This is a genomic window from Rickettsia endosymbiont of Urophora cardui, assembly GCF_964030725.1.
In the GTDB taxonomy this organism is placed as follows: domain Bacteria; phylum Pseudomonadota; class Alphaproteobacteria; order Rickettsiales; family Rickettsiaceae; genus Rickettsia.
This window is the reverse complement of sequence record NZ_CAXIPY010000002.1, coordinates 140,053-158,217: the sequence shown is the minus strand read 5'-3', so window position 1 is coordinate 158,217 and position 18,165 is coordinate 140,053. Positions and strand designations below refer to the sequence as shown.

Here is an 18,165-nt window from a genome sequence, read left to right as displayed (position 1 = left end):
GAAGTAAGTATTTACAAGGGATAGAAGATACTCTAGGAAAGTTCTATAATTAATTAAGCCAGATATAATCAATTTTTAATCTCTCAGGGTTTAATTCCCCGAAGCTCTGCTTCGTGATATCATAAGAAACAACTAAAACTTTTTTAGATACCTCGTAGCTCTGCTGCGAGGAGCATCATTTAAATATAGATATATCATGGCTCATTTAACGATAGATGAAAGATTTAAAATATACGAAATGAATAAGAGTGGTTATAGCTCGCGATATATAGGGACAAAGATTGGCCGTGATAAAAGCACTATATGTTATGAACTCAAGAGAATGAGGCATAATTATAGACCAGATAGGGCTAACACACTTGCTTGCAGTTTAAGGCAAGGTAAGAGAAAAAGAAAATTAGATATTGATAATAATTTACGAGCAGAAATAATAAAGCAGTTAACACAGGGTATTTCACCAGATATAATTTCAGGTAGACGTAAACTATCACGAGATACTGTCAATATTTCTACAGAGAGTATATACCAGTTTATTTATACATCTCCTATAGCACAAAGGCAAAAATTATATTTATCTTTAGCAAGAAAAAGGAAAAATAGGTTGCATCATGGTACAAGAATCAGAAACAAAAGAATTACAATACCAAATCGAGTTTCCATTACTGAAAGACCAGAGATAAATAGAAAGATAGCAGCAATAGGTCATTTAGAAGGTGATTTAACTTTTAACAAAGGTAATCAAAGTCGTAATATAGGCGCTCTTGTGGATATCAGAACACAAAAAGTGTTTCTCACTTTAAACCGTTCAAAAAGAACACAAGATGTGATTGGTAACATGAATAAAAAACTTAAACAATTGTCGCATATAGCTAACACGGAAATGTTTCTACCACAGATTAGGAAAAACTTAGGCATTGATCAATAATTTTACGTAAACAGTTTTTAAAGTTAGTCCAGCAATGTTTAATAGGATTTAGATCTGGTGAATATGTGAGTAAATACAAAAACTATGGTAAAAACCTTTCCGCGTTAGCTATATTTGGGTACATAATGTATCAAAAACTGTAGCAATTTTGTCTACTGAAGTTTTGACAAAAAATTTTTATTAAAAAAAGTGGCGAGCGTATCAATCTATAATTTGTATTATATATCAAATAATTTACTTTAAATTGTAGAAATATCGCTTTTAAGCTGATAAAAGCACTAAATATTTAACTTTAAATATAAATTTTTAGAGTCTTTTGCAATGATTGTGTAAATTTTTGTTGAGCCTATATTAGAAGTAATTAAAAATATAGGTAACAGAAATGCAAATAGAGAAGAATAAAAAAATAAATGAAGCAATAGATTTGCTGATAGAAGGCGGAGTAGATTTAAAAACAGTACTAAGTCAGAATGGATTAATTAAGGAATTAACCAAGGGTATTTTAGAGCGAGCACTGCATGCTGAGATGTCAGAACATTTAGGTTATAGCAAGTATGATAGAGCTGAAACTGAGAATGCGAGGAATGGTAGTTTTAGTAAGAATCTGATTAGTGAGAATGGTACTATAGAGATAAATGTTCCAAGAGACAGACAAGGTAAATTTGAACCTATAATAGTCTCAAAGAAACAAACAAGAATAGATGGCTTAGACCAAAAGATAATATCCTTATATGCGAAGGGTATGAGTGTGTCTGATATTAAAACACAATTGCAAGAATTATATGGAGCTGAGATCAGTGAGAGCCTAATCAGCAGGATTACAGATGAAGTAATAGATGAGGTCAAGATTTGGCAGAGTAGACCTCTTGAATCAGTATACCCTATAGTATATTTTGACTGTTTAGTAGTGAAAGTGAGACAAGATAAACTTATTATTAATAAATCAGTATATGTAGCTTTAGGAATAGATTTATCTGGCAGAAAGGATATTTTAGGCTTATGGATAAGTGAGAATGAAGGAGCTAAATTTTGGCTTGGTAATTTTACTGAAATGAAGAATCGAGGAGTAAAAGATATCTTAATTGCTTGTAGTGATAATCTAACTGGTATGTCTGATGCTATCGCATCAGTATATCCGAAAACTGAACATCAAATTTGTATGGTCCACCAGATCAGGAATAGCCTCAAATATGTATCATATAAAGATAGAAAGCAATTAGCAGCGGATTTGAAACTAATCTATACTTCTGCTACTGAAAAAGAAGCAGAATTAGCTCTTGAGTCATTTGATCAAAAATGGAGTAAGCAATATCCGCATATAGCTAAATCTTGGTATAATAATTGGGATAATTTGATAATTTTCTTGCAATATCCAAAGGAGATTCGTAAGATTATTTACACTACAAATGCGATAGAATCGCTGAATAGCCAATTGAGAAAAGTTACTAAGAATAAACGCATCTTTCCAAATGATGACGCAGTATTGAAGGTTTTATATCTGACAATTGATTATATTACCAAAAAATGGTCTATGCCTATCCCCAATTGGAATGAAGCTATGGCTCATTTTATGATCAAATTTGATGGTAGAATTTAATGGTTCACGAAATTTACACAATTGATGAGACAGAGCCAATTTTTACTTTAGTCAGCAAAATTAGAATTTTTGTCAAAACTTCAGTTATTTGGATCATTTGTTTGAAATTTATCCATCAATAATTTTGACTTCCCAAATTTAAAAAAATGCTCAATATCAAACCTTTGTCTATAGTATTCATATACTTCTTTACCACTGATTTTATCTTTTTGTTGACCAGAAACACATAACCATAAATCTCTGTTATATTTCCCATTTCCTGATGCATCTAACACCTTAACCTGAATAAAATTTAGCGGTTTATCAGACATGATATGCTGTTTCTTACCCTTGATTAGATAATTCTTAAATAGTGAAATACTAATTGATATGTTACCATTTTTTGTAGCTTTTACTACAGTTTCTTCTGTATCTGGAATCAGTAAATTATCAGAACTACTACAAGAAATCTTAGCTCCATAAAATCTTTTACGCCCTCTTGTTTTTTGCTTCTCTGTATATATTTTGTAAATACTGCGATTAATCCCTGTTGGGTTAAATTCCCCGTGGCTTGCCACGATTATTTGGCGGGTTATTGTCACCGTATTTGCTTCATTGTGCAGCGGGTGAATGAAAGATAGAGCGCTATAACCTGCATCACCTACTGTTATATTTAGAGCCTTTTGTGGTATTTGCTTAACAATTTTTATTATTTGTTTGCTACCTTTGCTATACTTAGGAAAGTTCTATAATTAATTAAGCCAGATATAATCAATTTTTAATCTCTCAGGGTTTAATTCCCCGAAGCTCTGCTTCGTGATATCATAAGAAACAACTAAAACTTTTTTAGATACCTCGTAGCTCTGCTGCGAGGAGCATCATTAATAAAAATTTTTTGTCAAAACTTCAGTAAGTCAGTAAGTGGCAGTGATTTATCGCATGCATTAGCTATTTTTGGTATAACTGGAATTTGAGCTATTAATGGTATATTATATTTTTGTGATAAATGACTTCCACTATTACCATCAAATAAATCGCTCATATTCTCGATTATTCCAATTATCGGTAAATTTAATTTTTGATATAAATCTATAGAACGTACGACATCTATCTCTGACATTTTTTGCGGAGTAGTGACGATTACCACGCCGTCTAAATGGTAATTCTCCAGCATACTTAAATGAATATCCCCTGTTCCTGGTGGCATATCAATAATCAAATAATCAAGATTATCCCATTTCGTCACTGATAACAATTGATAAATAGTTTTACTAGCCATAGGACCACGCCAAATAATTGCGGAATAATCTTTAACAAAAAAGCCTATTGATATCACCTCGATATTTTTTGCTTTTACCGGTATTATTCGCCCATTGACTGTTTGCGGTACTTCATTAATACCAAATATATGTGGAATTGAAGGTCCGTAAATATCAGCATCAACTATGCCCACTCGGTAATTCTCTAAACTTAATTGTTGAGCAATAAGAGCTGAAATAGTAGATTTGCCGACTCCTCCTTTACCTGATGCAACTAAGATAATCTTTTTAACATTCTCTACAAAATGTTTGGGTTTTTGAGGTTTTTTTTCTACTGTTTTACTCTCAGTAAAAACAATAGTTATTTTACCTATACCAACTATTTCATTAAGCTTTTTAATTGCTTCATTCTTTATTTCTTCTGCTTCTAATTTGTCAATGCCTGATATATCTATTGAAAAACCAACATTATTATGTTTAATTATAATATTTGATATAACTTGTTTTAAAAAAGTACCGTCTTTAAAAGCAATATTATGCAGTTTATCGATAATTTGGTTTTGGTGTAAATCAGCCATAATTAAATTTCCTTTTTAAGTCTGCTATAAGTTCGCAACTTGACGTTAAATACTATAATATATATAATCACTAAATCTTCAAATTTCAAAATTAATATAAAAAGCAAATGCTTAGTAAAAAATATATCCCAATTTTCAAAAAATCTCCGTGGAAAGATTTTGATAACGATAAAGATGATAACATATTCACAAGACCAAGAAAAAATCAATTTAATTTTGATCAATTTCAGTTTCAATTTAATTTCAGTACAAAAACAATAATTTTAGTTGCTCTAGCATCTTTTGTTTTGTGGCTTGCTTCAGGTATTTATGAAGTAAAAGAAGGTGAAGAAGCGGCTGTAACAAGATTTGGACGTTTTGTTCGTAAAGGTTACGCTGGTCTTAATTATCGTTTACCTGCCCCATTTGAAAAAGAAATAGTCGAGAAAGTTAAACAATCAAGACGAATTGAGATTGGATATCGTACAAATAACTCTGTGCGTAGTGGTGGTGATACCAAAAATATTGCCGGTGAAAGTATTATGTTAACTGGTGATGAGAATATTGTTGCTTTAAATTGTGACGTAATGTGGCATATTAGTAATCTTGAGGATTTTATGTTTAACGTACAAAAGCCTGAAGAAACAGTTAAGTCAACGGTAGAAAGTGCCGTTAGAGAAGTGATAGGGAACACGCCTATTTCTTGGGTCTTATCTGATCAGAAGCAGGAAATTACTCATAAAATAGAAACATTAGCACAAAAAATTCTAGATAGTTATAACGTTGGAGTAATGATTGAAAAGGTGCAATTATTAAAAGCTGAGCCACCTGCTGAGGTTATAGATGCTTATAGAGATGTGCAAACTTCAAAAGCAGATAAAGAAAAAGAAATAAATCAAGCTCAAGCCTATAATAATAAAGTATTACCGGAAGCTAGAGGGGCAGCAGCTAGAATTATAGAAGAAGCAGAAGCCTATAGAGAGGAAATAATATCAAAGGCCGAGGGAGATAGCCAAAGATTTAGTGCAATTTATAAGCAATATGCTATAAATAAGCAAGTAACTAGAGACAGGCTATATTTAGAAGTAGCTGAAGAAGTATTAAGTGGCTCAAGTAAGACTATTATTAATAATGCGTTACTTCCGCATATGGCTATTAAGCCTTAATGTCATCCCCGCGTAGGCGGGGATCCAGCATAAAGCGAGATATATCGAGCTTTTTATTTTAAACATTTACTGTATTCATGTTTATTTTTCTGGATTCCCGCCTCCGCGGGAATGACATAAAAAACAGTTCTCGATTTATGCAACAACATCGGTCAAGCCGTAGTGTGACATACAAAAAACAACAAAAAATGTTAAATTAAATGCAAAAGATTTACTATATAATTTTTACGGCTATTTTGGGGCTGATATTAATTTCTAGCTCACTATTTTCAGTTGATCAACGTCAATCTGCTGTAGTATTCCAATTTGGTGAAGCAGTAAGAACCATAGAAAAACCTGGACTACATATTAAAGTTCCGTTAATTCAAAATGTTGAATTTTTTGATAAGCGTCTTTTAGATGTTGAAGTTGAAGCAAAAGAGTTAACGGCTGCTGATGGTAAAAGAGTTATTGTTGATGCTTATGCTAAGTTTCAAATTAATAATCCTGTAATGTTTTATAAAACGGTCCATGATTATCAAGGAGTCAAAATTAGGCTGACTCGTAACCTTGAATCTTCAATGCGAAAAGTAATAGGTAAGATTGCACTAAGTAGTTTATTATCGCAAGAGCGTAGTAATGTAATGCTTAATATTTTAAATCAAGTAGACGGTGAAGCTAAAAGCTTCGGTATTGATGTGGTTGATGTTAGAATTTTAAGAGCTGACTTACCAAAGGAAAATAGTGCAGCTATTTATCGTCGTATGCAAACTGCACGTGCAAAAGAAGCAACACAAATTAGGGCAGAAGGGCAGGAAGAAAGTGTTCGTATTCGCTCAAAAGCAGATAAGGAAAGTAAGATAATACTTGCTAAAGCTTACAAAGATGCTCAAATTATCAAAGGTGATGGTGATGAGAAAGCGGCTAAAATATATAATTCTGCTTATTCTGCCGATCCGGAATTTTACAAATTTTATAAGTCGCTTTTAGTATATAAAAATTCTTTAAAGAAAGAAGATACTAATTTTATCATTTCGCCCGATGCTGAAGTTTTAAAATATCTTAATTTAGCTAAGTAGTATATGAATCTGAAAATATTTTTTGTTATAATAATTTTAATATTTAATAACAATGTTTTAGCGAAAGAGAATAATAAATCTTCAAAAGCAATAGATTTGGAAGAGGAAAGTGAATTTACTGAAATAAATTCCATACCTCTAAAAGTAAATAATGCATCACGTTATAGTTTTGCTGATATAGTTGAGCCTTTAATCCCTGCTGTTGTTAATATTTCTACTATAGAATATGTTAATAGTAAGTCAGAAGCTGCAGAAAAAGATCCTTTACAAGAAAAAAAACCTCTGGATTTCATTAATGATTTTCTAGAACGTCTTAACATACCTCTCAATCTTGAAGAAGTTGACCCTACTCTAAAGGCGATGCCACTCGGTTCTGGGTTTATTATTGAGCCTAATGGTTTGATAGTTACAAATTATCACGTGATTGCTAATGTTAGTAAAATTAATGTAAAATTAGCCGATAACACTGAATTACCAGCTAAGTTAATAGGTAGTGATATTAAAACTGATTTAGCTCTTTTAAAAATAGATGTTGAAGAACCGCTGCCTTTTGTCGAATTTGGTGACTCAAATGATGCAAGAGTAGGAGACTGGGTTATTGCAATCGGTAATCCTTTTGGTAATCTTGGTGGTACTGTTACTGCCGGTATTATTTCTTCAAAAGGACGAGATATTGATATTGACACTAACAATATAGTCGATAATTTTATCCAAACAGATGTGGCAATTAATAACGGCAATTCTGGTGGTCCTATGTTTAATCTGGACCAAAAAGTAATTGGTGTAAATACGGCAATTTTCTCACCGCTTGGCACTAATATAGGTATTGGTTTTGCTATCCCTTCAAATACTGCAAAGCCTATAATTGAGCGTCTTAAAAAAGATGGTAAAATAAATAGAGGTCGTCTTGGTGTAACAATACAAGATTTGACCGAAGAAATATCAGAAGGCTTAGGGCTAAAAGACACTAATGGTGTGTTAGTTGCTAAGATACAAAAAGATGATCCAGGTGATAAAGCAGGCATCAAAACAGGTGATATAATATTAGAGTTTGCAGGGCAGGCAGTTAAAAATACTAAAAGATTACGTGTAATTGTTGCCGATATTCCTGTTGATCAAGAAGTGAAAGTAAAAGTATTAAGAGATGGAGAAACAATAGAACTACCAATAAAAATGACATCAGATAATGAGGAAGTTAAACAAGAAGCTGCGGAAGAAAATATAGAAAAAGTTACTAAGAAAGAAGATAATGGCACGTCTATTGTAAAAAGTAATATCACTTTTAGTAATTTGACTGAGGAATGAAAGCAAAAATTTGCTATATCTGCTGATAAAATAGGATTAGTTATTACAAATGTTGATGAAGAGTAGCTTTAGAGTTGGTGATTTAGTAAGTAATGTTAATCAACTGAAGTTTTGACAAAAATTCTAATTTTTCTGACTAAAGTAAAAATTTATATTTAAAGTTAAATATTTAGTGCTTTTATCAGCTTAAAAGCGATATTGCTGCAATTTAAAGTAAATTATTTGATATATAATACAAATTATAGATTGATACACTCGCCACTTTTTTTAATCCCTGTTGGGTTAAATTCCCCGTGGCTTGCCACGATTATTTGAATCAAGCAGGACGGTCCGCAGGAAAATTTGCCGTAAATACCCCGTAGGCTTGCCTCGGGGATAGGCAAATTTAGTTCTGCGAATTTATTAAAAATTTTTTGTCAAAACTTCAGTAATCAAGAAAGCATAAGCGATATAAATACACTAGAAGAATTATATGAAAATGCTAAAAAATCAGAAAAGCAAAATATTTTGCTTTTGATTGAGAGAGGTGATAGTAGTATGTTCGTTCCATTATCTGTAATGTGATTAAGCGTTATCTTATGCATTAGGTTACAGTGTCATCCCGTGGCTTGACCACGGGATCCAGAAAAATAATAAAAATACAAAAAGCTCGATTTATCTCGCTTTATGCTGGATCTAGTTAGCAAGCCACGGGATGACATAAACCATATAAAATAAAAACAACCAATACCATAATTTATGAGTGAAAAAATTGCAATTTTAAGTGCATATAGTTTTGTAAATATAGAAGAGCCGGAAAACCTAATACCAAAACTATTATTTGTCGGTAAAAGAAAATATGTTAAAGGTACTATCTTATTATCGAAAGAGGGCTTTAATGGTTCTTTTTCAGGTTCATATGAAAGTGTAAATCTTGTACTTGAAGAATTAAAAAAACTAACTAATACGAAAGACGTGAATGTTAAAATAAATTACAGCGAAATACATCCTTTTCAAAAGTTAAAAGTCAGGCTTAAAAAAGAAATCGTTGCGATGAATGTTGACAATTTAAATGTTAATTTGTTTAAAGGCGAGTATATAGAAACAAAAGATTGGGATGAATTTATTACAAAACAAGATGTTATAGTAGTGGATACACGTAACGACTATGAAGTGGAAGTCGGTACGTTCAAAGCGGCAATGAATCCATATACTGAAACATTTAAACAATTTCCAGCTTGGGCTGAGCAAAATGCTGAATTACTTAAAGGTAAGAAAATCGCAATGTGCTGTACTGGTGGTATACGTTGTGAGAAATCTACTAGCTTACTGAAAAGTATGGGACATGAAGAGGTATATCACTTAAAAGGTGGTATATTGCAATATCTAGAAGATACGCAAAATAAGAATAATTTATGGCAAGGTGAGTGCTTTGTTTTTGATGACAGAAGAGCAGTGGCGGATGATCTAGCACCCGCTGAAGGGTACTGGCTCGAGAGAAAGTAATGTCATCCCGTAGCTGCATGGACCAGTTTGCCCGTCATTGCAAGGAGCAAAGCGACGGAGCAATCTTATCAAATAATACTAATACTCCTGAGATTGCCACGCTCATTTCATTCGTTCGCAATGACGATCAAGTGACATAGAGTTATGCAGTGCTACACAAATTAATTTATGACTAAAACCAAACAAGAAATTGATAATAAGCGTCCGACTTCGCCGCATCTAACTATATATAAGCCGCAAATAAGTTCTACCTTATCGATTTTGCATCGTATGACAGGGGTAGCTTTATTTTTTGCAGTTTCAATTTTGGCATGGTGGTTTATTCTTAGCAAATTTGATAGTAATTATATAAAGCTAGCTAATTGTTGTTGCATTATAAAAATATGTTTGATACTAACTAGCTTTGCTTGGTTTTATCATGTATGTAACGGCATCAGGCATTTATTTTGGGATATTGGATTAGGCTTTTCTATAAAAGCAGTTAATTTAACAGGCTGGAGCGTGGTTGTTTGTTCTGTCTTATTTACGATATTGTTGTGGGTGTAGTAATATTATTTGTCATCCCGTGGCTTGACCACGGGATCCAGTAAAAATATAAACACAGTAACTTCTTAAAATTAAAAGCTCGGTTTATCTCGCTTTATGCTGGATCCCGTGGACAAGCCACGGGATGACACCGAGGGCGTTTTTTGAATCCCGCTACAAGCTCGCGGGATGACATACTTAATAACGAAAAAAATGTGTTTGGAGAAAATTAATGACATATGATTTTAGAGCAGAGATTGTAAAAGCAAAAAATACTGGTTCTGCTAAAAGTGGTTCACATCATTGGTTGCTACAAAGAATTACCGCTATTATATTAGTGTTGTGTTCTGTATGGTTACTATATTTTACGCTAGCCAATAAAAATAGTGATGTAAACATTATTATTTGGGAGCTGAAAAGACCTATTAATTTAATACCTTTATTAATCGCAGTAATTACTTCTTTATATCATGCCATGCTTGGAATGCAGGTAGTAATAGAGGATTATATAAGCTGCAACAAGTTACGGAATACATTAATTATAGCAGTGAAGCTATTTAGTATTCTAACTATCGTAGCTTTTATAGCAGCTATGTTTTATAAGGGATAATTAATTTAAATGTGTCATGCCGTGGCTTGACCACGGCATCCAGAAAATAATAAAAAATACTAATGTTATTAGTATTTTTAGCTGGACCCCGTGGACAAGCCACGGGGTGACAATAGTGGAAGAAATCCATACAAACATTTAAAAATAGAAAATTAACTTAATGACCAAATCGTATAGTATAATTCATCATAAATTTGACGTAATAGTCGTAGGGGCAGGCGGTGCAGGGTTACGTGCTGCGTTCGGTATGGCTAAAGAGGGTCTTAATACGGCTTGTATATCTAAGCTATTCCCGACTCGTAGCCATACTGTCGCAGCACAAGGCGGTATTAGTGCAGCTCTTGGTAATATGGGAGCGGATGATTGGCGTTGGCATATGTATGATACGGTCAAAGGTTCTGATTGGTTAGGCGATCAGGATGCAATCGAATATATGTGCAAGAATGCTCCGGATGCGATTTTAGAGCTTGAGCATTACGGCGTACCTTTTTCAAGAACCGAAGAGGGAAAAATTTATCAGCGTCCTTTTGGCGGTATGACTACCGAGTACGGCAAAGGCAAGGCAGCACAACGTACATGTGCAGCAGCAGATCGTACTGGACATGCTATACTTCATACTTTATATCAACAATCATTAAAGCATAAAGTACAGTTTTTTATCGAATATTTCGCTATTGATTTATTGATGGAAGATGGTGAATGTAGAGGAGTAGTTGCTTGGAATTTAGATGATGGTAGTCTGCATTGTTTCAGAGCACATAATGTAGTGCTTGCAACGGGCGGATATGGGCGTGCTTATTTTTCAGCAACTTCTGCCCATACTTGCACGGGTGACGGGGGTGGTATGGCTATTAGAGCAGGCTTGCCGCTGCAAGATATGGAGTTTGTCCAGTTCCATCCGACCGGAATATACTCAGCTGGTTGCCTTATAACAGAGGGAGCTAGAGGTGAGGGCGGTTATCTTGTTAACACTAATGGTGAGCGTTTCATGGAACGTTATGCACCGGCTGCAAAGGATTTAGCATCACGGGATGTGGTTTCAAGAGCGATGACTATCGAGATTCGTGAGGGGCGAGGAGTTGGAGAACATAAAGACCATGTATTCTTACATTTAAATCATTTATCACCGGAAATTTTACATAGTCGTTTGCCTGGTATTTCTGAAACAGCTAAAATTTTTGCTGGTGTTGATGTAACCAAAGAGCCTATACCGGTACTTCCTACAGTGCATTATAATATGGGCGGAATACCTACTAATTATCATGGTCAGGTAATAATTAAAGATGGCAAAAATCATAATAGTGTAGTAAAAGGTCTTATGTCGATCGGTGAAGCCGCTTGTGTATCGGTGCATGGAGCTAATCGTCTAGGATCAAATTCTTTGCTTGATTTAGTAGTATTCGGCAGAAGTGCAGCACTAAAAGCAGCTGAGCTTATTAAGCCAGCAAGCCCGCATAAACCTGTATCAGAAGAAGCACTTGAAAAAATTATTAGTAGATTTGATAAAATTCGTCATAGTAGCGGTAATATTTCGGTTGCAGATTTAAGGCTTAAAATGCAAAGAACTATGCAAAGTCATGCTTCAGTGTTTAGAACTCAAGAAGTGCTAGATGAAGGGGCAGAAATGATTAGTGAGATAAGAAGCAGTTATAAAGATATAAAAATTAATGATAAATCTTTAATTTGGAACAGCGATTTAGTTGAAGCTTTAGAGTTAGATAATTTACTTGATCAGGCTTTAGTAACTGTATATTCAGCAGCTGCCAGAAAAGAAAGCAGAGGAGCACACGCAAGGGAAGATTATCCCGATCGTAATGATAAAGATTGGATGCAACATACTCTTAGCGTGGTTGATGAATCCGGCAAGGTGGTGCTTGATTACAAACCTGTTACTTTAACTACTTTGAGTGATGAAGTAAAGGCAATCCCACCAGCGAAGAGAGTATACTAGAATTATCCTTGGTGTTGTTGTTGTGTGGATTGATTTCCCTCTGTCATCCCGCAACTTGATTGCGGGATCCAGCTTAAAATACTAAAAGTATTAGTATTTTTTACTGTTTTCTGGATCCCGTGGACAAGCCACGGGATGACACCGAGGACGTTTTTTGATTCACGCAACAATGCCTCCGTGGGAATGACATAAACGAGCCATGCAATAACGTCCTTTGCTCTTTGCAATGACAAAAATCTGACACAATATCTAAAAATTATATCACTAAAAACATGTTTGAATATTTAATAAAATTTTCTCCAAAAATCCTTTTTATTGTAGAAGGGACTTTGGTCACTTTAAAATATAGCGTTATTGCTGTTATATTTGGTCTAGTTATAGGAGTATTGCTAGCACTTTGTAAGGTAAATAAAAATCGTGTTTTAAGACTTTTTGCAGATTTTTATACTTCTATTTTTAGAGGTACGCCTTTATTAATCCAATTAAGTATCGTATATTTTGCCTCACCTTATTTAATAGGTATTAAATTTACTGTATTTATGGTAGGTGCTATTTCTTTTTCTCTTAATTCAGGTGCTTATGTTTCGGAAGTAATAAGAGCAGGAATTAATGCAGTTGATAAAGGGCAGTTTGAGGCGGCAGAAGCTCTTGCTATCCCCAAATTTTTGATTATGAAAGATATAATTTTGCCACAAGCAATTAAAAATATTTTTCCATCGCTAACCAATGAGCTTATTAATTTAATCAAAGAGTCAGCCATTATTTCAATGTTTGGAGAAATGGACTTGATGAAAAGAGCACAAATTGTATCGCTTGAGACGTATAATTATTTTTTCCCCATGATTGTTGCCGCTTGTTGTTACTATATTTTAGTGATGCTAATAAGTTTTATAGCAAGAATAATAGAGAAAAAACTAATTGTTAGTTAAAACATACTTGCTTTTATGGAAAAAGTAATTATAATTTAAATTTAGTGTAATTTAATTTGACAGTGTAAATATATTATTTGCATTTGTAAAATCATTTAAAATTCAAAGGGCAAAAGTAGTTTTTGCCCTTTAATCATCGTATGTACCTTTGATATTTCAAGATTTGGTACGTCAAATTTCGGGATTCGTTTTTGCTCACGTACTATTTGTACGCTGTGCAGTCTCACCGCTTATTTGACTTCCAACTTTTGAAGTCTCTGTGGTACTTGTAAGTTTTTTTTGGAGTGTTTTTTTAATGCCAACATATAATCAATTAGTGCGTTTTGGAAGAAAATCAAAAGTTCGTAAAACTAAATCTCCTGCGTTAGAGGCTAATCCTTTTAAAAGTGGAGTTTGTTTAGTAGTGAAAACTGTTACTCCTAAAAAGCCTAACTCAGCTCTTCGTAAAGTAGCAACTGTGCGTTTAAGTAATAAAAGAACAGTAAATGTTTATATTCCTGGTGAAAAGCATAGTGTGAAAGAGCACGATAGAGTATTAGTAAGAGGCGGGCAGGTTCCTGATCTTCCAGGGGTAAAATATCACGTGGTACTCGGTGCTTATGATATTGCCGGAGTTAAAGGGCGTAAACAAGGTCGTTCACGTTATGGTGCTCCTCGTAAACAAGTTGTAGCTACAAAAAAATAATTATTAGTTAGAGAGAAAAAGTCAAATGTCACGTCGTCACGCCGCAGAAAAGCGAGTAATTTTACCTGATATGAAGTATAACAGTGTTTTACTTTCTAGGTTTATCAATAATATTATGAAAGAGGGAAAAAAAGCTCTCGCAGAAAAAATAGTTTATTCTGCTTTCGATAAAATTGAAAAAAAACATAAAGCTGATCCGTATCAGACTTTCAGTGATGCTATGAATAATGTAAAGCCATATTTGGAAGTAACTTCTGTAAGAGTAGGTGGAGCTAATTATCAAGTTCCAACTCCGGTTGATGAAAGGAGAGGATATGCTCTTGCATCTCGTTGGATTATTACAGCGGCAACAAAGCGTTCTGAAAAAATGATGATTGATAAACTCGCTGAAGAATTATTGGAAGCTTCAAATAATAGAGGTGTTGCTATTAAGAAAAAAGAAGATACCCATAAAATGGCTGAAGCTAATAAAGCTTTCTCACACTTTAGCCCTAAAAAAACAAAGCAGGGTAACTAAATATGAGTAAAAAGCTTGAAAATATCCGTAATATCGGTATATGTGCTCATATTGATGCAGGTAAAACTACTACTACAGAACGTATTCTATATTATACAGGTAAATCCCATAAAATAGGTGAAGTGCATGAGGGCGGTGCTACCATGGACTGGATGGAGCAGGAGCAAGAACGTGGTATAACAATTACCTCGGCTGCTACTACTTGTAGATGGCAAGATAAACAAATTAATATTATTGATACTCCTGGACACGTTGACTTTACAATTGAAGTAGAACGTTCTTTACGTGTTCTTGATGGTGCTGTTGCAGTGTTTGATGGTGTTGCAGGTGTTGAACCTCAATCTGAAACAGTATGGAGACAAGCTGATAAATATAATGTGCCTAGAATGTGTTTTGTCAATAAAATGGACAGAATGGGAGCAGATTTTTATAGATGCGTTGACATGATCAAGGATCGTTTAGGAGCAAAACCTTTAGTTATTCAGTTGCCTATAGGTATTGAAGAAAATTTCAAAGGAGTTGTTGATCTTGTTAAAATGCAAGCAATAGTTTGGAAAGATGAGTCTTTAGGTGCTGAGTATTCTTATCAAGAAATTCCTGGTGACCTGAAAGCAAAAGCAGAAGAATATCGTGCTAGTTTGCTTGATATGGTTGTTGAACTAGACGATAAAGTCATGGAAAAATACTTGTCTGGTGAAGAAGTAACTGAAGAAGAGATTAAGAAGTTAATAAGAAAAGGTACTATTTCAGCAGCTTTTTATCCAGTTTTATGCGGTAGTGCATTTAAAAATAAAGGTGTACAGCCGCTACTTGATGCTGTAGTAGATTATTTACCATCACCTATTGATATTGCTACAGTAAAAGGCGTTGAAGTTAGTACAGGTGAAGAAAAAGATTTTCCTATTTCTGTTTCTGAGCCATTTTCTGCCTTAGCATTTAAAATTATGAATGATCCATTTGTTGGTTCATTAACTTTTATTAGAGTGTATTCAGGTAAGATTACTTCAGGAACTAGCGTTATTAATACTGTAAAGAATAAGAGAGAGAAAATAGGTAGAATGCTATTAATGCATGCTAATAACCGTGAGGATGTAAAAGAAGCATCAGCAGGTGATATAGTAGCATTAGCAGGGCTTAAAGATACCACTACTGGTGATACATTATCAGATGAAGATAAAAAAGTAATTCTAGAAAGAATGGAATTCCCTGAGCCAGTTATTGAGCTTGCAGTAGAGCCTAAGTCAAAGGTTGATCAAGAAAAAATGGGGCTAGCTCTTTCTCGTTTAGCAGCTGAAGATCCTTCATTTAGAACTTCAACTGATCAAGAAACAGGGCAAACTGTTATTAAAGGAATGGGTGAGCTTCATTTAGAGATCATCATCGATCGTATGAGAAGAGAATTTAAAGTTGAAGCAAATATGGGAGCTCCTCAAGTTGCATATCGTGAAACAATTACTAAAGCTTGCGAAATTGATTATACCCATAAAAAGCAATCAGGTGGTGCAGGTCAATTTGCACGTGTAAAAATCATTTTTGAACCTCTAAAAGATGTGAAAGATCTAAAAGAAGAAGATAAAAATAAGAGCTTTGTTTTTGAAAGTAAAATTGTTGGCGGTGCTGTACCTAAAGAATATATTCCTGGTGTAGAAAAAGGATTAAATAACATTAGGGACACAGGCGTAGTTGCAGGTTATCCTATGATCGATTTTAAAGCTACATTAATTGATGGTGCTTTCCATGATGTAGATTCTAGCGTACTTGCGTTTGAAATTGCAGCAAAAGCAGCATTTAGAGAGGGGATGCCTAAAGGTAATCCTAAATTACTTGAACCTATTATGAAAGTTGAAGTGATTACACCAGATGAGTATATGGGTGATGTTATTGGTGATCTAAATAGTCGTAGAGGACAAGTTCAAGGTATGGAACCAAGAGGTAATGCTCAAGTCATCAAGGCATATGTTCCTTTAGCTGAAATGTTCGGTTATGTTAATACGCTTAGATCTTTATCACAAGGTAGAGCTCAGTATAGCATGGTATTTAATCATTATGATCAAGTACCAACTCAAGTTGCAGATACTATTAAAGTTAAAAAATAATATTTATTATTAGCTTAAAATTAAAAATATTATATTTAAATAAAAAGGTTTCCAATAAATTTTGTTGATTTTTTATTTAAAATATGATAGGAGTGTAGCTCAATTGGTAGAGCACCGGTCTCCAAAACCGGAGGTTGCGGGTTCGATGCCTGTCGCTCCTGCCATTACAAGTAATAGGGTTTTTACTATAAAATAACTTATAAATATGTTTAAAGAATATAAAATATATAAGTTTTTTGAACAAGTTAAACAAGAAGCTTATAAAGTAGTTTGGCCCACTAAAAAAGAGTTAACTGCTTTGACTTTAGTAGTCATAGTAGCGGTTTTTGTTTTTAGCCTAATTTGTTTAGTGCTCGATTATGGTATACATAACATAATACAAATTTTACTTAACATCGGTAAATAGTTATCAAGGAATAAATTGTGGCAGAACAAAATATAGATAATATATTGTCAAATTCTGAAAAAGATACAAAAAAGTGGTATGTTATACATACTGCATCAGGAGCAGAAAATCGTATAAAACGAATTATGCTTGAGAGAATTAGCAAGCAGCAAATGTCAGATTTTTTTGATGATATATTAGTACCGGTTTTTGGTGTTTCTGAAGTTAAACGCGGTAAAAACGTCAAGGTAGAAAAAAAATTAATGCCTAGCTATATTCTAATAAAAATGAATATGACAGATAAATCTTGGCATTTAGTAAAAAATATACCAGGAGTAACAGGCTTTTTAGGTAGTAAAACTACTCCAAAAGCTCTTACAGAAAGCGAAATACAGAACATTAGATTAGAAACCGAAGCTAAAGAAGCAAAAGATGCGAAATTATATGAGGTCGGCGAAATAGTGACTGTTACAGCAGGACCTTTTGAAACCTTTACAGGAACTGTAGAAGAAGTAGACCAAGAAAAAGCTAGATTAAAAGTTTCAGTATCAATATTTGGCAAAGCAACTCCGATAGAGTTAAGTTTTACTCAAGTAAAGAAAAACGACTAATGTAAATAAATAGAATTATTATTTGATTATCTTTAAAGATAAAAAAATTTAAGGCTATGATTAAGAGAGAAAAGAAGGATATTCGTAAATGGCACAAAAAATAGAAGGTTATATTAACTTGAATGTAAATGCTGGTGAAGCTACCCCTGCTCCTCCTATAGGGTCAACGCTTGGACAAAGAAAAGTTAATATCATGGAATTTTGTAAAGCTTTTAATGCTGTTACACAAGGTATTGAAAAAGGGACGCCTCTTCCAACTGTTATTACTATATATGTAGATAAGAGTTTTACTTTTATAGTTAAAACACCGCCAGCATCTCATCTTATAAAGAAATATGCTAAAGTTAAAAAGGGGTCTGGTGCTACTAAAAAGGAAGCTGTGGTAGGTAAAATCACTATGGATGATTGTCGTGAGATCGCAAAGTTAAAAATACCTGATCTAAATACAAAAGATATTAATGCGGCAACAAAGATTATTTGTGGTAGTGCAGCATCTATGGGAATTGAAGTTGTAGGGAATTAATT

17 protein-coding genes, 1 tRNA gene and 3 pseudogenes are annotated in these 18,165 nt (G+C 33.7%); 17 read left to right on the top strand and 4 right to left on the bottom strand.

Translation table 11 applies throughout. The features are described 5' to 3' along the window. Positions 1 to 196: 196 nt before the first annotated feature. Positions 197 to 868: pseudogene (locus tag AAHI98_RS02185) on the top strand (IS30 family transposase); the annotation flags it as partial. A gap of 439 nt (positions 869 to 1,307) precedes the next feature. Next, entirely contained in the window at positions 1,308 to 2,522 is a 1,215-nt protein-coding gene (locus tag AAHI98_RS02180; RefSeq protein WP_342224912.1) for an IS256 family transposase, read from the top strand. 80 nt (positions 2,523 to 2,602) lie between these two features. Here the strand turns inward: AAHI98_RS02180 and AAHI98_RS02175 are convergent, their stop codons facing one another. Both AAHI98_RS02175 and AAHI98_RS02170 read right to left on the bottom strand, forming a co-directional pair. After that, a complete protein-coding gene (locus AAHI98_RS02175; RefSeq protein WP_342224970.1) occupies positions 2,603 to 3,211 on the bottom strand; it encodes a transposase in 609 nt (202 codons plus the stop codon). A gap of 188 nt (positions 3,212 to 3,399) precedes the next feature. Next, a complete protein-coding gene (locus AAHI98_RS02170; protein WP_342224911.1) occupies positions 3,400 to 4,338 on the bottom strand; it encodes an Mrp/NBP35 family ATP-binding protein in 939 nt (312 codons plus the stop codon). Positions 4,339 to 4,445: 107 nt separating this feature from the next. Here AAHI98_RS02170 and hflK point away from each other — a divergent pair, with 107 nt between their 5' ends. From hflK to sdhA, 7 genes and pseudogenes are all read left to right on the top strand, one after another. Beyond that, on the top strand, positions 4,446 to 5,483 hold the full coding sequence (gene hflK, locus AAHI98_RS02165; RefSeq protein WP_342224910.1) for an FtsH protease activity modulator HflK: 1,038 nt from the start codon (positions 4,446 to 4,448) through the stop codon (positions 5,481 to 5,483). Between the two features lie 200 nt (positions 5,484 to 5,683). Continuing rightward, positions 5,684 to 6,541: a protease modulator HflC gene (gene hflC, locus AAHI98_RS02160; RefSeq protein ID WP_342224909.1), complete on the top strand. Its 858-nt coding sequence runs from the start codon at positions 5,684 to 5,686 to the stop codon at positions 6,539 to 6,541. A 3-nt stretch (positions 6,542 to 6,544) separates the two neighbouring features. Continuing rightward, positions 6,545 to 7,949, top strand: a pseudogene (locus AAHI98_RS02155) (trypsin-like peptidase domain-containing protein); the annotation flags it as partial. 635 nt (positions 7,950 to 8,584) lie between these two features. Beyond that, positions 8,585 to 9,331, top strand: coding sequence for an oxygen-dependent tRNA uridine(34) hydroxylase TrhO (gene trhO, locus AAHI98_RS02150; protein WP_342224908.1), 747 nt, complete (start codon positions 8,585 to 8,587; stop codon positions 9,329 to 9,331). 168 nt (positions 9,332 to 9,499) lie between these two features. Next, positions 9,500 to 9,877, top strand: a complete 378-nt coding sequence (sdhC, locus tag AAHI98_RS02145; protein ID WP_342224907.1) for a succinate dehydrogenase, cytochrome b556 subunit — start codon at positions 9,500 to 9,502, stop codon at positions 9,875 to 9,877. A 211-nt stretch (positions 9,878 to 10,088) separates the two neighbouring features. Next, entirely contained in the window at positions 10,089 to 10,466 is a 378-nt protein-coding gene (gene sdhD, locus AAHI98_RS02135) for a succinate dehydrogenase, hydrophobic membrane anchor protein (RefSeq protein ID WP_342224906.1), read from the top strand. Positions 10,467 to 10,626: 160 nt separating this feature from the next. Next, positions 10,627 to 12,417 carry a succinate dehydrogenase flavoprotein subunit gene (sdhA, locus tag AAHI98_RS02130; protein WP_342224905.1) on the top strand — a complete coding sequence of 597 codons (1,791 nt, stop codon included), beginning with the start codon at positions 10,627 to 10,629 and terminating at the stop codon, positions 12,415 to 12,417. A 2-nt stretch (positions 12,418 to 12,419) separates the two neighbouring features. Here sdhA and AAHI98_RS02125 read toward each other — a convergent pair whose 3' ends face one another. Beyond that, entirely contained in the window at positions 12,420 to 12,644 is a 225-nt protein-coding gene (locus AAHI98_RS02125) for a hypothetical protein (protein WP_342224904.1), read from the bottom strand. A 45-nt stretch (positions 12,645 to 12,689) separates the two neighbouring features. On the opposite strand from AAHI98_RS02125, the gene AAHI98_RS02120 reads away from it, so the two are divergent. After that, positions 12,690 to 13,346 carry an amino acid ABC transporter permease gene (locus AAHI98_RS02120; protein WP_342224903.1) on the top strand — a complete coding sequence of 219 codons (657 nt, stop codon included), beginning with the start codon at positions 12,690 to 12,692 and terminating at the stop codon, positions 13,344 to 13,346. 143 nt (positions 13,347 to 13,489) lie between these two features. Here the strand turns inward: AAHI98_RS02120 and AAHI98_RS02115 are convergent. Beyond that, positions 13,490 to 13,610, bottom strand: a pseudogene (locus tag AAHI98_RS02115) (palindromic element RPE5 domain-containing protein); the annotation flags it as partial. Between the two features lie 31 nt (positions 13,611 to 13,641). Here AAHI98_RS02115 and rpsL point away from each other — a divergent pair. The 7 genes from rpsL (at position 13,642) to rplK (ending at position 18,163) form a co-directional block, all read left to right on the top strand. After that, positions 13,642 to 14,031 carry a 30S ribosomal protein S12 gene (gene rpsL, locus AAHI98_RS02110; protein WP_341788384.1) on the top strand — a complete coding sequence of 130 codons (390 nt, stop codon included), beginning with the start codon at positions 13,642 to 13,644 and terminating at the stop codon, positions 14,029 to 14,031. Positions 14,032 to 14,056: 25 nt separating this feature from the next. Beyond that, on the top strand, positions 14,057 to 14,548 hold the full coding sequence (gene rpsG / locus AAHI98_RS02105; protein WP_342224902.1) for a 30S ribosomal protein S7: 492 nt from the start codon (positions 14,057 to 14,059) through the stop codon (positions 14,546 to 14,548). A 2-nt stretch (positions 14,549 to 14,550) separates the two neighbouring features. Continuing rightward, positions 14,551 to 16,644 (top strand): elongation factor G, encoded by a 2,094-nt coding sequence (gene fusA, locus AAHI98_RS02100; protein WP_342224901.1) that lies wholly within the window; start codon positions 14,551 to 14,553, stop codon positions 16,642 to 16,644. 88 nt (positions 16,645 to 16,732) lie between these two features. Beyond that, a tRNA-Trp gene (locus AAHI98_RS02095) sits at positions 16,733 to 16,808 on the top strand. A gap of 41 nt (positions 16,809 to 16,849) precedes the next feature. After that, a complete protein-coding gene (gene secE / locus AAHI98_RS02090) occupies positions 16,850 to 17,050 on the top strand; it encodes a preprotein translocase subunit SecE (RefSeq protein ID WP_342224900.1) in 201 nt (66 codons plus the stop codon). Positions 17,051 to 17,067: 17 nt separating this feature from the next. After that, positions 17,068 to 17,640: a transcription termination/antitermination protein NusG gene (gene nusG, locus AAHI98_RS02085; protein ID WP_342224899.1), complete on the top strand. Its 573-nt coding sequence runs from the start codon at positions 17,068 to 17,070 to the stop codon at positions 17,638 to 17,640. An 88-nt stretch (positions 17,641 to 17,728) separates the two neighbouring features. Beyond that, positions 17,729 to 18,163 (top strand): 50S ribosomal protein L11, encoded by a 435-nt coding sequence (gene rplK, locus AAHI98_RS02080; RefSeq protein ID WP_342224898.1) that lies wholly within the window; start codon positions 17,729 to 17,731, stop codon positions 18,161 to 18,163. Positions 18,164 to 18,165: the final 2 nt, after the last annotated feature.

Coding starts and splice junctions, on each gene's coding strand:
- AAHI98_RS02180 (WP_342224912.1), top strand. CDS start 1,308: ATGCAAATAGAGAAGAATAAAAAAATAAATGAAGCAATAGATTTGCTG.
- AAHI98_RS02170 (WP_342224911.1), bottom strand. CDS start 4,338: ATGGCTGATTTACACCAAAACCAAATTATCGATAAACTGCATAATATT.
- hflK (WP_342224910.1), top strand. CDS start 4,446: ATGCTTAGTAAAAAATATATCCCAATTTTCAAAAAATCTCCGTGGAAA.
- hflC (WP_342224909.1), top strand. CDS start 5,684: ATGCAAAAGATTTACTATATAATTTTTACGGCTATTTTGGGGCTGATA.
- trhO (WP_342224908.1), top strand. CDS start 8,585: ATGAGTGAAAAAATTGCAATTTTAAGTGCATATAGTTTTGTAAATATA.
- sdhC (WP_342224907.1), top strand. CDS start 9,500: ATGACTAAAACCAAACAAGAAATTGATAATAAGCGTCCGACTTCGCCG.
- sdhD (WP_342224906.1), top strand. CDS start 10,089: ATGACATATGATTTTAGAGCAGAGATTGTAAAAGCAAAAAATACTGGT.
- sdhA (WP_342224905.1), top strand. CDS start 10,627: ATGACCAAATCGTATAGTATAATTCATCATAAATTTGACGTAATAGTC.
- AAHI98_RS02120 (WP_342224903.1), top strand. CDS start 12,690: ATGTTTGAATATTTAATAAAATTTTCTCCAAAAATCCTTTTTATTGTA.
- rpsL (WP_341788384.1), top strand. CDS start 13,642: ATGCCAACATATAATCAATTAGTGCGTTTTGGAAGAAAATCAAAAGTT.
- rpsG (WP_342224902.1), top strand. CDS start 14,057: ATGTCACGTCGTCACGCCGCAGAAAAGCGAGTAATTTTACCTGATATG.
- fusA (WP_342224901.1), top strand. CDS start 14,551: ATGAGTAAAAAGCTTGAAAATATCCGTAATATCGGTATATGTGCTCAT.
- secE (WP_342224900.1), top strand. CDS start 16,850: ATGTTTAAAGAATATAAAATATATAAGTTTTTTGAACAAGTTAAACAA.
- rplK (WP_342224898.1), top strand. CDS start 17,729: ATGGCACAAAAAATAGAAGGTTATATTAACTTGAATGTAAATGCTGGT.